The 14,150-nt window shown below is 39.9% G+C and carries 12 protein-coding genes; 5 read left to right on the forward strand and 7 right to left on the reverse strand.

Annotation, left to right across the window (positions count from 1 at the left end; all coding sequences use genetic code 11):
• Nucleotides 1-16: 16 nt before the first annotated feature.
• Nucleotides 17-1,852 (reverse strand): translation elongation factor 4, encoded by a 1,836-nt coding sequence (gene lepA / locus FE005_RS13230; protein WP_003126516.1) that lies wholly within the window; start codon nucleotides 1,850-1,852, stop codon nucleotides 17-19.
• A gap of 145 nt (nucleotides 1,853-1,997) precedes the next feature.
• On the opposite strand from lepA, the gene FE005_RS13235 reads away from it, so the two are divergent.
• From FE005_RS13235 to FE005_RS13250, 4 genes are all read left to right on the forward strand, one after another.
• On the forward strand, nucleotides 1,998-3,212 hold the full coding sequence (locus FE005_RS13235) for an enhanced intracellular survival protein Eis (RefSeq protein WP_005471423.1): 1,215 nt from the start codon (nucleotides 1,998-2,000) through the stop codon (nucleotides 3,210-3,212).
• A 29-nt stretch (nucleotides 3,213-3,241) separates the two neighbouring features.
• Nucleotides 3,242-3,727, forward strand: a complete 486-nt coding sequence (locus tag FE005_RS13240; protein ID WP_138371982.1) for a nucleoside 2-deoxyribosyltransferase — start codon at nucleotides 3,242-3,244, stop codon at nucleotides 3,725-3,727.
• Nucleotides 3,728-4,396 carry a hypothetical protein gene (locus FE005_RS13245; RefSeq protein ID WP_138371983.1) on the forward strand — a complete coding sequence of 223 codons (669 nt, stop codon included), beginning with the start codon at nucleotides 3,728-3,730 and terminating at the stop codon, nucleotides 4,394-4,396. It begins immediately after the preceding gene.
• 302 nt (nucleotides 4,397-4,698) lie between these two features.
• Nucleotides 4,699-4,884: a hypothetical protein gene (locus FE005_RS13250; RefSeq protein WP_003126511.1), complete on the forward strand. Its 186-nt coding sequence runs from the start codon at nucleotides 4,699-4,701 to the stop codon at nucleotides 4,882-4,884.
• A 66-nt stretch (nucleotides 4,885-4,950) separates the two neighbouring features.
• Here the strand turns inward: FE005_RS13250 and lepB are convergent, their stop codons facing one another.
• Both lepB and clpB read right to left on the reverse strand, forming a co-directional pair.
• Nucleotides 4,951-5,520, reverse strand: a complete 570-nt coding sequence (gene lepB / locus FE005_RS13255; protein ID WP_138371984.1) for a signal peptidase I — start codon at nucleotides 5,518-5,520, stop codon at nucleotides 4,951-4,953.
• A gap of 360 nt (nucleotides 5,521-5,880) precedes the next feature.
• The gene (gene clpB / locus FE005_RS13260; RefSeq protein ID WP_103300803.1) at nucleotides 5,881-8,484 is read right to left on the reverse strand and encodes an ATP-dependent chaperone ClpB; all 2,604 of its coding nucleotides are present in this window, start codon (nucleotides 8,482-8,484) and stop codon (nucleotides 5,881-5,883) included.
• Nucleotides 8,485-8,891: 407 nt separating this feature from the next.
• Here clpB and FE005_RS13265 point away from each other — a divergent pair, with 407 nt between their 5' ends.
• Nucleotides 8,892-10,415: an ABC-F family ATP-binding cassette domain-containing protein gene (locus FE005_RS13265; RefSeq protein ID WP_138371985.1), complete on the forward strand. Its 1,524-nt coding sequence runs from the start codon at nucleotides 8,892-8,894 to the stop codon at nucleotides 10,413-10,415.
• Nucleotides 10,416-10,542: 127 nt separating this feature from the next.
• Here FE005_RS13265 and FE005_RS13270 read toward each other — a convergent pair whose 3' ends face one another.
• The 4 genes from FE005_RS13270 to pepT all read right to left on the reverse strand — a co-directional run bounded on the left by FE005_RS13270 (nucleotide 10,543) and on the right by pepT (nucleotide 14,141).
• Nucleotides 10,543-11,568 (reverse strand): lysylphosphatidylglycerol synthase transmembrane domain-containing protein, encoded by a 1,026-nt coding sequence (locus FE005_RS13270; protein WP_005471411.1) that lies wholly within the window; start codon nucleotides 11,566-11,568, stop codon nucleotides 10,543-10,545.
• A 10-nt stretch (nucleotides 11,569-11,578) separates the two neighbouring features.
• Nucleotides 11,579-11,851: a DUF1294 domain-containing protein gene (locus FE005_RS13275; RefSeq protein ID WP_005471409.1), complete on the reverse strand. Its 273-nt coding sequence runs from the start codon at nucleotides 11,849-11,851 to the stop codon at nucleotides 11,579-11,581.
• Between the two features lie 20 nt (nucleotides 11,852-11,871).
• Nucleotides 11,872-12,780 carry a diacylglycerol kinase family protein gene (locus FE005_RS13280; RefSeq protein WP_138371986.1) on the reverse strand — a complete coding sequence of 303 codons (909 nt, stop codon included), beginning with the start codon at nucleotides 12,778-12,780 and terminating at the stop codon, nucleotides 11,872-11,874.
• Between the two features lie 131 nt (nucleotides 12,781-12,911).
• Nucleotides 12,912-14,141 carry a peptidase T gene (pepT, locus tag FE005_RS13285; protein ID WP_003126503.1) on the reverse strand — a complete coding sequence of 410 codons (1,230 nt, stop codon included), beginning with the start codon at nucleotides 14,139-14,141 and terminating at the stop codon, nucleotides 12,912-12,914.
• Between the last annotated feature and the right edge of the window lie 9 nt (nucleotides 14,142-14,150).

Consider the following 14,150-nt stretch of genomic DNA (forward strand, 5'->3'; position numbering starts at 1 on the left):
TTTCAAGAATTCCTTGCTATTTCTTCGGTTCGTCCTCGTCCATTTTCAGAACGGCCATGAAGGCTTCCTGCGGAACTTCTACTGAACCGATTTGTTTCATGCGTTTCTTACCTTCTTTTTGTTTCTCTAGGAGTTTCCGTTTACGAGAAACATCCCCACCATAACATTTCGCTAAAACATTTTTGCGCAGAGCCTTGATATCGGAGCGAGCCACGATTTTTTGGCCGATCGCTGCTTGTATCGGTACTTCGAATTGTTGACGCGGGATGAGTTTTTTCAATTTTTCTACGATGGCTTTTCCGCGTTCGTAGGCAAAATCTCGGTGAACAATAAAGCTTAATGCATCGACTTTCTCAGCGTTCAACAAGATGTCCATTTTAACTAACTTGCTGGTACGGTAACCGGACATTTCATAATCCAGTGATGCGTAACCTTTTGTGCTGGATTTCAGTTTGTCAAAGAAATCAAAGACGATTTCAGATAATGGAATTTCATAGACGACATTGACCCGATAATCATCTAGGTAGTCCATGGTGACAAAATCTCCCCGTTTACGCTGTGAGAGTTCCATAACTGCACCTACATAGTCATTTGGTACCATGATTTGTGCTTTGACAAAAGGTTCTTCGACATTTTCAATAGTACCTGGTTCAGGGAAATCTGCTGGATTATCGACTGTCACGGTTGTTCCGTCTGTCTTGTTGACATGATAGATAACAGAAGGCGCTGTCGTGATCAATTCCAAATTGAACTCACGTTCTAAACGCTCTTGAACAACATCCATATGCAAGAGACCTAGGAAACCGCAACGGAAACCAAAGCCTAGCGCTTGAGAAGTTTCAGGCTCGAATTGGAGTGCCGCATCATTCAATTGCAGCTTCTCTAATGCTTCCCGCAGATCATTGTAACGAGAAGTATCGATTGGATAGAGTCCACAATACACCATTGGATTCATTTGACGATACCCTTCCAAAGCTTCTTGGGCTGGATTATTTGCTAGTGTCACAGTATCCCCTACTTGTGTATCTTTCACTGTTTTGATAGCTGCTGTGATATAACCAACATCTCCCACCATCAATGCATCCCGTTGGATCGCTTTAGGTGAAAACACCCCAACTTCGGTGACATCAAAGGTTTTTCCATTACTCATCATTTGAATTTTATCCCCAGGTTTGACCATCCCATCCATGATACGGACGTTCAGAACAACCCCTCGATAAGAATCGTAGACAGAATCAAAGATCAATGCTTTCAATGGCGCTTCAATATCTCCAGCTGGTGCCGGTACATATTCGACAATTTGTTCTAAGATATCTTCGATGCCAATTCCGGCTTTGGCACTAGCTAAAACCGCTTCACTTGCATCGATACCGATAACGTCTTCGATTTCTGTACGTACTCGTTCTGGGTCTGCTGCTGGCAGATCGATTTTATTGATGACTGGTAAGATCTCTAAGTCGTTGTCCAGAGCCAAATAAACATTGGCTAATGTTTGAGCTTCAATCCCTTGAGCTGCATCCACAACCAATACAGCACCTTCACACGCAGCCAAACTCCGCGATACTTCATAAGTGAAATCCACGTGTCCTGGTGTGTCGATCAAATGGAAAATATAGGTTTCACCATCTTTTGCGGTATAATTCAACTCAACCGCATTCAATTTAATGGTGATTCCCCGTTCCCGTTCTAAGTCCATGGAGTCTAATAATTGATTTTGCATTTCTCTGGACGTTACCGTATGAGTTTGTTCCAAAATCCGATCGGCTAGCGTAGACTTTCCGTGGTCAATATGAGCGATAATGGAAAAGTTACGAATCTTTTCCTGTCGTTTTTTCATTTCTTCTATATTCATGGATACGTTCCTCATTTCTTTTAGTCAGCTTTTCTATTATACCAACGAAATGCTGATAATTAAAGTATTTTTCTTGACCGATATCTAAACAAATTTGTTCAGGTTTTGCTATACTATAGCTAGTAAATAAATTGGAGTTGAAAGAATGGACAATAATTTTCATCAAGATTTGCATATTCGACCAGTAGAAGAAAAAGATGTCGATCAGTTCAATGAGCTTCTAAGCTATGTTTTTCAAATCACTGAGTCGGACATCGAGGAAAGCGGTTATGAAAGCAAGCGTGAAATGATCAAATCAAAACGACCAATCTTGGAATTATCTAAAGTGTTCGGGTGGTTCAACGGTGATCAGCTTGTTTCACAAATTGCTGTCTATCCCTGTGAAGTGAACATTCATGGAACTCTTTACAAAATGGGCGGCGTGACCGGTGTCGGAACTTACCCTGAATATGCGGGACATGGACTGATGAAAGACTTGATCAAACTCGCTCTTGAAACGATGCGAGCAGATCAGCAATGGATCTCTTATCTCTATCCTTATAATGTTCCTTATTATCGTCGTAAGGGCTGGGAGATGATGTCAGATAAATTAACCTTCAAAATACGTGATACCCAGTTACCAAAAACGGTGGAAGTTCCAGGAATCGTTGAACGAAAAGAGGTAGATGATCCTGACGTTTTCACTGTCTATAATCAATTCTCAAGAGAAAATCATGGCGCATTACAGCGGACCGCTTTTCACTGGGAAGAATACTGGCGCTACGAAAACGAAGAAAGCCGAACAGCAGCTGTCTATTATAATAAAAGTGGTCACCCCACTGGTGTACTTTTTTATTGGGTCGCCGAAGAAGTCTTTCACGTGAAAGAAATGTTTTACTTGAATCAAGAAGCCCGCAATGGATTATGGAACTTTATCTCGGCTCATTTCTCTATGGTCTACTGGGTCAAAGGCGATATTTATAAAAATGAACCTTTGGCTTTCTTGTTGGAAGACAGCCAAATCAAAGAAACGATCGAACCTTACTATATGGCACGCATCGTTGACGTAACAGAGTTTTTGAAAAAATTCCCCTTTAAAGCATTCGATCAGCCTTTTCATTTCGTTGTCTCCGATCCTGTTGCTGAATGGAATAATGGTATTTTTGGATTGAACTATGCTAAAGGTGAAGTCATCGTTTCGAATGATCCGATCGGAAAAGCGGTCCAATTAGATATCCAAACGTTAACTTGCGTACTGATGAATTATCGAAGACCTGCGTATTTGGCTCGAATCGAGCGTCTCCATACCGATTCGGATACGTTACAGTTATTGGAGACTATTATTCCTGATATGGAAGCTTATTTTGGCGACTATTTTTAATCATGTTGATAAAATGAAGGAGAATGAAAATGAATATTTACTTTGCAGCCCCCCTCTTTGCTAAAAGTGATCTGCTTTATAATGCCGATCTAGTCAATCAAATCCGAAGCACCTATCCACAAGCAGATATCTATTTGCCACAAGAAAATGCATCCATTAATGATAAGTCTGCTTATGCTGATAGTAAAATGATAGCTCAAGCTGATACAGAAAAAGTATTGGAAAGTGACCTAATGATTGCATTATTAGATGGTCTAACGATCGATCCAGGCGTAGCTTCAGAAATCGGCGTGGCTTTTGCCAAAGAAATCCCTGTCTTGGGGCTATATACAGACAATCGCCAACAAGGAGCAGATAATCAGCAAAAGATTACTGCACTGAAAACTGTAGCCGAAAATCAATTTCATTATTTGAATCTCTATACAGTCGGTTTGATCAAACTGAATGGAGAGATCTATTCTTCAGAAACTGCTTTACTAGAAGGCTTGGCTGCCTATCTCGGGGAGGAACAATAAATGAGTGATAATTATAAACGTTTATTAAAACTATTTACACTATTTGGCTTCCTTGTTTTCGCATTTTCTGTTTGGGAATTCTTTCAAGGTGTCTATCCTAAACAGCAAGCACTGATTTTTCTAGTTCAAGCATTACTAGGTATTTTGTTGATCTATGTACCTGAATTCAGTAAAAAGCTGTTCCGGATTCAACTTCCCAATGCGACTATTTACTTTTATTGGTTCTTTCTGTTGATCTCGGTCTTTATGGGAACGATTTTGCATCTGATTGAAATTATTTCCTTCTGGGATAAAGTACTGCACACAGTTAGTCCGATGGTTCTGACAGCAGTTGGTTATGGGCTGATCTGTATGTTCCTAAAAGATGTTCCAGTACGAGAAGTTTCTCCATGGCTTTTTCTTCTGATGGGATTTGCTTTTGCAGGCCTGTGTGGTGTTTTTTGGGAGTTCTGGGAGTTTGTCTGCGATTCGCTTGGTGGAATGAATCTGCAGCGCTATGCGACGCTAGAAGGCACCCCATTCATTGGCCGCGAGGCATTGATGGATACGATGGGTGATCTTTTGACCAACACGATCGGAGCTGTATTGATGGGATTGATTGCTTACTTCCAAGGGCGAGGCAAGCCTGATTATTTTGAAAGCTATCGTATCAAAAAAAGTGAACAGTGATTTTTATCAACTGTCTGAACTAATTTTATTAGTTCAGACAGTTTTTTTATCCTAATGATTTCGCAAAAACTAATTTTGACAATGGTCTTTTTTTAGCAAAAATCTCCCAAATTCATTGAACCCCTTTCATTAATAAAGGAATAAACGTTATTTAATAATTTATGTTATTGGACGAGTCCTCTTTATACCAATAATTGCAAAAAGAATTGCCTGAAATGCAGTGTATTTGATTTCACGATTCTCAAAAGGTCTGTTATAATATTTAACAATAAGTCGACCTGGAAGTCAGTAAGGAGATCGCCATGATTTTGACGGTATTTTTTCTTTTGTGCTGCATGATCTTTTCATCTATTACCTATGCCTTTTCTAAAGATGCACGAAAATTCGTCCAACCCCTGCCTATTAAAATCATTTTCATTGCTTCTGCGGCGATTGCCGTTTGGACAATGTTCTTTTCCGTGATTGCGCTAGTAGCTTGGGTCGTTTAAAAAAGCATTCTTGCATGTTTCGAGTGAAGACTCGCTCCTGTGCAAGAATGCTTTTTTACTGTGCTTTTAAAATAATGAAATTTCACTTAATGGCCAGTAACGCAAGATAACTTTTCCTTGCATTTGATCGGCATCCACCACACCAAAAGAACGGCTATCTCTTGAAATCAGACGATTGTCTCCCATAACAAAATATTTTCCCTTAGGGACGGTAATAGAGAAATCTTCAGTGAATTGGGTTGCACTGGCCGCGATTTGCTGGAATAATTCCCGGTAGCTATATTTCTTTTGCAACTGATCATCCGCAAATTGCTTCTTAAAATCTTCTAAGTACTCTTCGTGATACTCTTTGCCATTGATTGTCAGGACGTCATTTTTCATCTCGATTTTATCTCCAGGCAAACCAATTAGGCGTTTCACCGCAATTTTACTGGTATCATCCGGTTCTACGCAAATAATCACGTCTTGCCGCTGATAACTTGAAATCTTGGAAGCAATCAAGCGTTGCCCATCAGCCAAAGTTGGATCCATTGAATGCCCGCTGACTTTGACAGGCGTTAAAATAAACAATCGAACGACAACAATCACCACAATAAAAGCGAGAATAAACCAATTCTCTTTTAAAAATTTCTGCATCTTATTTTATTTGCTCCTTCAACTATTTTCTCAGTAGATCCTTCATTAGAAAATAGACCTGCGTTTTGCGTTTACTTCTCAATCTTACGTTTAATTTGCCTTTTCGGCAAGTAAAATCTTTTTACGAAAGTTTTTTTTTACGAGAAATTTACCAATCTTTGTTTAATAAAAAGAAAGTTCTTAAACCACATTGACGTAGCATAATAACATGATGATTTTTTTATTCAAAAGAAAAAACCTGAAAAATAGCGGAATAGGCAGAAGACTTTATTCAGGTCTTTCCCACAGTATCATTCCGTCTATCATTCAGGTAATTCAAGGGGTATTTTTCTCGTTTAAGTTAGATGACTAAGAAATCTCTTATTCACTTATCGGTGTATTTTCAAAAACAAGCTGGTCATTCAACACTTCTATCGTCACTTTTGTTTTCGGCAGAACACGTCCTGCAACGATTTCTTTAGCCAGAGGTGTTTCTACCTCCCGTGTAATGAAACGCCGCAATGGTCTTGCGCCATAAGCGGGTTCGTACGAATGCTCTGCGATCCATTTTTTGGCTTCTTCTGTAATGGATAATTGAATGTCTTGATTTTCCAATCGTTGAGACAATTGAGCAATAATTTTATCCACGATACCTGTAACATTGGCTAAGCTTAGTGGCGTGAATAAAATTGTATCATCGATACGGTTCAAGAACTCTGGTTTAAAATGACCGCGTAATAGCGAACGAACATTTTCAGCCACCGATTCTGGAATCGTTCCTTCCCCAGTCACACCATCTAATAGTATTTGCGAGCCAATATTGCTCGTCATGATCAAGACCGTGTTCTTGAAATCTACCACTCGACCTTTTGAATCCGTCAATCGGCCGTCATCCAATACTTGCAATAAAATATTGAAAACATCTGGATGGGCTTTTTCGATCTCATCCAATAAGACGATCGTATAAGGGTTACGGCGAACAGCTTCTGTCAGTTGGCCACCTTCTTCAAAACCAACATAACCTGGAGGTGCTCCGACTAAACGTGACACAGAATGTTTCTCCATGTACTCACTCATGTCAATCCGCACCATATGATCTTCTGAATCAAACAGATTGACGGCTAACGCTTTGGCTAACTCGGTCTTACCGACTCCTGTTGGCCCTAAGAATAGGAAAGAACCTAATGGTCGATTTGGATCTTGGAGACCTGCACGGGAACGGATCACCGCATCACTTACTGCATCGACTGCCTCGTCTTGGCCAATCACGCGTTGATGGAGTGTTTCATTCAATTTCAGTAGTTTTTCCCGTTCGCCTTCTACCAATTTCGCAACCGGAATGCCTGTTAGGCGACCAACAACTAGTGCAATTTCGTTTTCAGTCACAGATTCTTGCACCATTCGAACGCCTTCCGCTTGGTTTTTTGCTTCCAATTCGGCAAGTTCTTTTTCTAATTGCGGAATCGTTCCATGGCGTAAAACAGCAGCGCGCTCTAAATCATAATTATTTTCAGCATCTTCTAATTCATGTTTGGCTTTGTCGATTTCTGCCCGTTTATTGGAAACCGCATTGACTTCATCTTTCTCAGTTTCCCATTGCATCTTCATGGTATTGGCTTCTTCCCGCAAATCAGCTAATTCTTCTTGCAGGTTTGCCAACCGTTTTTTAGAAGCATCATCCGTTTCTTTTTTCAATGCGGCTTCTTCAATTTCCAGCTGCATTAAACGTCGCGTGACTTGATCGAGTTCAGTTGGCATTGAATTCATTTCTACGCGGATCGTTGCACTCGCTTCATCAATCAGATCGATTGCTTTATCCGGTAAAAAGCGATCTGTGATATAACGATCGGATAATGTCGCTGCAGCAACTAGTGCATTGTCATGAATGTTGACCCCGTGATGGATCTCAAAGCGTTCTTTTAGTCCCCGCAAGATCGAGATGGTATCTTCAACCGTTGGTTCCTTGACTAAAACTTTTTGGAAACGACGTTCCAAAGCTTTATCTTTTTCCATATATTGACGGTATTCGTCCAATGTTGTTGCACCGATCGTATGAAGTTCGCCACGAGCCAGCATTGGTTTTAGTAAATTACCAGCATCCATGCTGCCTTCCGTTTTGCCGGCACCCACGATATTGTGGATCTCATCAATAAATAAGATGATCCGTCCTTCAGATTTCTTGACTTCTTTCAAGACCGCCTTCAACCGTTCTTCAAATTCACCACGGAATTTTGCTCCAGCGATCAATGCGCCCATGTCTAAAGAGAAAATCGTTTTGTCTTTTAAGTTTTCCGGTACATCTTTTCTAACGATTCGTTGCGCCAGTCCTTCAACGATCGCTGTTTTACCGACACCAGGCTCTCCAATCAAAACAGGATTATTTTTGGTTTTTCTTGAAAGAATACGGATCACATCGCGGATCTCTTCATCCCGGCCAATGATCGGATCCATTTTTCCACTGCGGACTTGTTGAACGAGGTCCACACCATATTTTTCTAAGGCTTTGTATTGTTCTTCTTGGTTTTGAGATGTCACACGTTCTCCCCCTCTCAAAGATTCAATGGTTGCTTTTAATTCTTTTTCATTGATTCCTTGACCTTTTAAGTAATTGGTCAATGGATGGTTTTTTAGTTTCATTAATGCGAGTAAAACGACTTCAGTCGATAAATACTCATCATTGAACTCTTTTTTTAGTTGGTCTGCTTCAGAAAGCAAACGAAATAAGTTTTGACTCATGCTTTGTCCGTATTGAACATTGCCACCTTCAACAGATGGGATTTCATCCAATAGTCGGTCAACTTCCTTCTCGAAAGCATCGACATCAAGACCAGCGTCCGTATAAAAATTGCGGCCAAATTGATTGGCTTGCAATAAAATTTTCCATAAATGAGCGATATCTATCTCCTGATGATGGCGTGTTATCGCTACTTGTTGTGCTTCTGCAATGGCACTTTGTAAAGTTGTTGTCATTTTTTCTGGGTTCATTGTTCTACCTCCCCGTCATTTCTAGGATTTCTCCTACATTGTAGTATACCACTTTGGTCAGTAATGGTCAAAAGATATGCAAGCACTTTTTGACTTTCTTTTTTAGCAAACTATCAGCAAAAGTTGACATAAGGAAAGCTAAGATGGTATGCTTAATGAACCATTTCAACGGAGGAAAAGCAGATGTCACGCTACTATTTTAAATTTATCTTTAAATTTATCAGAAAATCTGCTCTTAACAAGAACACGATGAAGCATTGTTAAGAGCCTACAAGCGCCTAGCGCATCTGCTTCATCAAAGACTCGGAGTGAGGTTTCTTTCTCATGCCCTGATTTTTGGTGGATACTAAAAAGATTGTAAGCTGTAGACAATGACTGTCTATGGCTTTTTTATATGGAGGAAAATCATGTTAACACTATCAAATCTATCGCAACAATTCGGCGACAAAATCTTGTATGAAGAAGTCAGCATTCAAATCAATCGTGGCGAGAAAGTCGGACTGATTGGACGAAACGGTGCCGGAAAAAGTACCTTGATCAAAATCATTACCGGGGAGATTCTTCCTGATGAAGGCCAGGTCACTTTCCCAAAAAATCTGAAAATGGGCTATTTGGATCAATATGTCAATGTGGACGAAACCCAAACCATTCGCGATTTCTTACGCTCAGCCTTTGCTGCTGATTTTGAAAAAGAGGCAAAAATTGCTTCACTATATGGTGAATATGCTGAAACATTGGATGATGAGTTACTTGAAAAAGCCGGTGAATTACAAAATCAATTGGATCAAGGTTCCTTCTATCAAATGGACACACTGATTGCTGACTTAGCGGAAGGTCTGGGCATTGCCATTCTTGGTATGGAAACCCCACTGGTCAATTTAAGTGGTGGTCAGCGATCAAAATTAATCTTAGCAAAAATGTTATTGGAAAAACCCGATATGCTGATCTTGGATGAACCAACCAATCACTTAGATGATGAGCACATCAAGTGGCTGGTTCAATTTCTCCATGATTTCAATGGCACCTATTTGGTGGTTTCTCATGACCAACAGTTTCTCAACCAGATCACGACGCATATCATTGATATTGAATTTGGCAAATTAACGAAATATACCGGCAATCTCGAAAAATCACTGAAACTCAAAGCGTTGCAAAATGAAAGTTATTTGAAACAATATGAAGCCCAACAGGCACATATCAAGAAAACGGAAGCCTATATTCGAAAATATAAAGCGGGCTCTCGTTCTACGATGGCTAAAAGCCGAGAAAAACAATTAGCGAAAATCGAACGATTAACGCCACCAACAGATGCGCCGACACAGCATATTGCTTTTCCTTATGCCCCTATCGTCACAACATTGGCGTTGGAAACAACACACTTAGAAATTGGCTATGACAAACCGCTTTTGTCATCGATCGATTTGACGATACGCTACGGTGAAAAAATCGCTATTCGCGGGTTTAATGGAATTGGGAAATCAACGTTGATCAAGACACTCTTAGGTCAGATACCGGCTATCAATGGATCGGTTTCATTTCCCCAACACACAAAATTCAATTATTTCTCGCAAGATTTAACTTGGGAACAACCATTACAAAATCCTTTGCACTATATGAGCGATAAATTTCCTAAAGCCACAATCAAAGAACTACGACGCCAATTATCCCGTGCAGGATTGCCGAGTCAGCTGGCACAAGAAGCGCTAAAATCATTGAGTGGTGGCGAACAAACAAAAGTCAAACTTGCTGAAATGATGATGATCAAAAGCAATTTTCTTCTATTGGATGAGCCTACTAATCATATTGACCAAGCAACCAAAGATAATCTGAATGCAGCACTGGCTGATTTTCAAGGAACTGTCTTAGTGGTTTCCCACGAAGCCGATTTCTACGAAGACTTTGCAGATCGAATTATTGAATTAAGTGAATAAGTACGACACTAAAAAATCTCGAAGAAGTGCCGAAATTTCAGCGAACTAGCTGAAGTTTTTGAGGCATGCCTTCGAGATTTTTTTGATTTAGATTTAATAGGAGAAAGAAAAAGTTTCATTCCTTTGCTCACGCTTTTTCGTTCTTCAACTCTTCCAACTCAGCACTCATGGTTTTGCGTTTTTCCAAAATGACATAGACGAAACCGATCACGAATGGCCAAATAAAAGTAGCAAATCGATAAAGCAACATCGATGACGCTGCATCAACAGTTCCTACCATTGGTCCAAAAAGTAACATATAAACAAATTCAAACGAACCGATTCCAGCCGGCGTAGGAATAACACCCGATAGGATCACTGCAAAACTGACAAAAGAAAGCGTCAGTAAGAAGTCGATTTCTGGATGTTTAGGTGCCAATACTACATAAGGAATCACATACCAAGCAGCCAATTTAACGACATTCCAGAAATAGATCCGTAAAAAAGCCGTACGATCACGGAGAATCGAATAGACTGTCTCCCGTAACGAGTAAATCTGCGTATTGCAAGTATCGATGATTTTGCGCATGCTCTTACTTTTGAAAAGTTTGTCGCTGATTACCACAAAAGCGACTTGAACGTTGACACTTACAGAAAGTGCAAGTAAAAAGGCAATAATCAGAAAAGTAACGACCATACCAGCTAATATCACCCAAATCATATTTGGGGCTTTCTCAAAGAATAAAGAAAATTGAATCACTAGCCCTGCGATAGCATAAGTCAAGACCGCCAATTTATACATGACCATATGCAACGTAGTCACACCTACACCTTGTGACAATTTCAATCCATTTTTACGATAAAAATTGACTTCTGATATCAACGTCCCGGCACCAAAAGTAATAATTCGATAGAATCCAGAGTAACAGACGGTAAATAAGCCGTCTTTCGTTGTAAACTCCGGTTGAAATCCTACAGCGATCTCTTTGACGGAACGTCCTTCAATAAATAAGTAAATTGTTCCTAACGCCATCACTGCTGTAACGATCGACAGACTGGTTTGTCTTAATTCCGCCAAAATATCAGTCATAGAGCTGCGAATAAAATAGTACATCGCACCTAAGATCACGACCATTAATAGCAGGTTTAAGGCAAATTTCACTTTTGCTTTCATTTTTAACTCCTTAGGCAAACTTAATAAACAATAGAAGATCTACAATCACACCGAAAGCAAAAAAAATATAAAATTTACGTTTGCGTGTTTTATGGTGAAAAACGCGTTGCGCGATCAATCCACCGATTCCGCCGCCAATCAATCCCATAAACAACAGATTCCATTCAGGGACACGCCATTTTTTTCTTACGGCTTGGTATTTATCATACCCCATCAAGCCAAAAAGATAAAGATTCGCTATAAGTAAATAAAACCACAATGGATTTTGTATAAATTCTGTCATCATTTCTCCTCTGGTTGATATTATTTAGCATCCAAGTCTTCTTCTTGAACACGGACACGAAGGGCCTGTTTCATCACCTTCATTTTAACAGGCAGATTATCTGTCGGATCGCCATCAGTTCGTGTATAAACAGTTTTTTCCTGAGCACGAATCTCAATTTCATTTGCAGTAAAGTACTCGACACCTGGCACTTTCGCAATACGACCACGTATGATCCGGGGCAAATAAATAATGAATTCCAATAGATTGAGTTTTGGCAATAAAATCATGTGAAACAGCCCGTCATCTGGTCGTGCCAACTCGTCGAAATTGGTAAATCCGCCAGCTGAATTGGACATGACTACTGTTAACAATTGACTCTTGCCACGCCAGCGTTTTCCGTCTGCAATAATTTCTAATTTGTATTGTTTCTTTTTGAATAAATAATGGAAAAACCGCTTGGTAAAAGCGAGTGGTCCGAACTGTTGTTTTTCTTCTTGCGAAGTAGCCGCTGCCGTATCGGCCAGCAATCCGATGGTCATCGTCGAGATCATCATGGAGTCATTGACCATTCCATAATCAATTTGTCGATCAGTCCCATTCAATATCGTTTCAAATGCTTCTTCAGGTTTGAGAGGAATCCCTAACATACGGGCAAAGTTATTGACCGTTCCGCCTGGAATAATTGCCACTGTCAGCTTATCTAACTGATCCACAAATGTTTGCAGCGCATGATGGATTGTACCGTCTCCACCAATGATTGCAATCGTATCGATTTGATGTTCTTTCGCATTTTTTTGGATTGTTTCCGGCTCAATATCAGGATTGGAAGGTTGCAAGACTGCTTCACTTTTAGGATCATGTTCTTCTAGATAGTTCTTAAAAGACTCTGCAGTATCCTTGGCATCGCTTTTACCAGCCGTATCATTATATAAAACCATGATCTTCATATTTTTCACTTCCTAAATAAAATAGGGCTGCGAATGGTGCAGACTTCTGCATCAAGTCTCAGCCCATTATTCAACTCATTTTTCATTATCAAGCGACATTTTTCCACTTGAAAACGAAACAAAATAAAGTTCTACTGTGCGTTTTTCTCGGCAATCTTCACGATTACATCAGTTGCTTTTTTCATTGATTCCAAGGAAACAAATTCATAGCGTCCATGCATATTTTCACCACCGGCAAAAATATTTGGTGTCGGAATCCCTAAATAAGAGATCTTCGATCCATCTGTTCCGCCTCGAACTGGTTCGATCACTGGCTCGATACCCAGATCTTCCATTGCAGACTTAGCTAACTCAATAATACTCATGTCTTTTTCAATGATTTCTTTCATGTTGTAGTATTGATCATATAAATCCATTTGGATTCTTGCTTCGTCAAATTGGGCATTCATTTTTTCTTGGATTGTAAGCAATTGTTTTTTACGATTTTCAAACGTTTCACGATCATGATCACGAATGATATACGCCATTTTTGCTTCTTCGACGGTTCCGTTCAACGCCATCAAATGGAAAAAGCCTTCCGCACCATCGGTTTTTTCTGGCACTTGATCTGTTGGCAATTGATTATGAAAATCAATCGCCAATTGCAAAGCATTGATCATCGTATCTTTTGCGGTTCCTGGGTGTACATTTTTCCCTTGGATCGTTAGTTCAGCTTGTGCAGCATTGAAAGTTTCATATTGTAACTCACCCACTGGACCGCCATCCATGGTATAAGCAAAATCAACATTGAAATCAGCCACATCAAATTTATCAGCCCCCACCCCAATTTCTTCATCTGGTCCAAAGGCGATTTTGATTTCTCCGTGTTTGATTTCAGGATGGTTAAGCAAAATTTCCATCGCCGTCAAAATCTCTGCGATACCTGCTTTGTCATCGGCTCCTAAAAGCGTGCTGCCATCTGTCGTAATCAATGTTTCTCCACGATAATTTTTCAAATTAGGAAAGTCTTTGATATTCAGTGTAAATTTGCCCTCTTTATCCAATTTGATCGTTGACTCACCGTCATAGTTTTCAATAATTTGGGGATCCACATTCACCGCGTTAAAATCCGCCGTATCCATATGTGCGATAAATCCAATGGAACGAACTGGTTCGGAAACATTACTTGGTAACGTACCAATCACAAAACCATTTTCCTCATTATAATGGACATCATGAAGTCCTAATTCTTCCATTTCTTTTTGCAATGTCTTGGCAAACGCCACTTGCGTTTGTGTGGAGGGTGTTGTTTGGCTTGTCGCATCAGAACGAGTTTCCGTCTTTACATATCTTAAAAAACGCGGTAATAAATTTTCGTACATAATTGATCA

It is taken from the genome of Enterococcus sp. M190262 (assembly GCF_005843965.1).
GTDB classification, from domain to species: domain Bacteria; phylum Bacillota; class Bacilli; order Lactobacillales; family Enterococcaceae; genus Enterococcus_D; species Enterococcus_D gallinarum.

Coding starts and splice junctions, on each gene's coding strand:
- FE005_RS13270 (WP_005471411.1), bottom strand. CDS start 11,568: ATGAAAGCAAAAGTGAAATTTGCCTTAAACCTGCTATTAATGGTCGTG.
- FE005_RS13245 (WP_138371983.1), top strand. CDS start 3,728: ATGAGTGATAATTATAAACGTTTATTAAAACTATTTACACTATTTGGC.
- FE005_RS13265 (WP_138371985.1), top strand. CDS start 8,892: ATGTTAACACTATCAAATCTATCGCAACAATTCGGCGACAAAATCTTG.
- FE005_RS13240 (WP_138371982.1), top strand. CDS start 3,242: ATGAATATTTACTTTGCAGCCCCCCTCTTTGCTAAAAGTGATCTGCTT.
- FE005_RS13250 (WP_003126511.1), top strand. CDS start 4,699: ATGATTTTGACGGTATTTTTTCTTTTGTGCTGCATGATCTTTTCATCT.
- FE005_RS13280 (WP_138371986.1), bottom strand. CDS start 12,780: ATGAAGATCATGGTTTTATATAATGATACGGCTGGTAAAAGCGATGCC.
- lepB (WP_138371984.1), bottom strand. CDS start 5,520: ATGCAGAAATTTTTAAAAGAGAATTGGTTTATTCTCGCTTTTATTGTG.
- FE005_RS13235 (WP_005471423.1), top strand. CDS start 1,998: ATGGACAATAATTTTCATCAAGATTTGCATATTCGACCAGTAGAAGAA.
- pepT (WP_003126503.1), bottom strand. CDS start 14,141: ATGTACGAAAATTTATTACCGCGTTTTTTAAGATATGTAAAGACGGAA.
- FE005_RS13275 (WP_005471409.1), bottom strand. CDS start 11,851: ATGACAGAATTTATACAAAATCCATTGTGGTTTTATTTACTTATAGCG.
- clpB (WP_103300803.1), bottom strand. CDS start 8,484: ATGAACCCAGAAAAAATGACAACAACTTTACAAAGTGCCATTGCAGAA.
- lepA (WP_003126516.1), bottom strand. CDS start 1,852: ATGAATATAGAAGAAATGAAAAAACGACAGGAAAAGATTCGTAACTTT.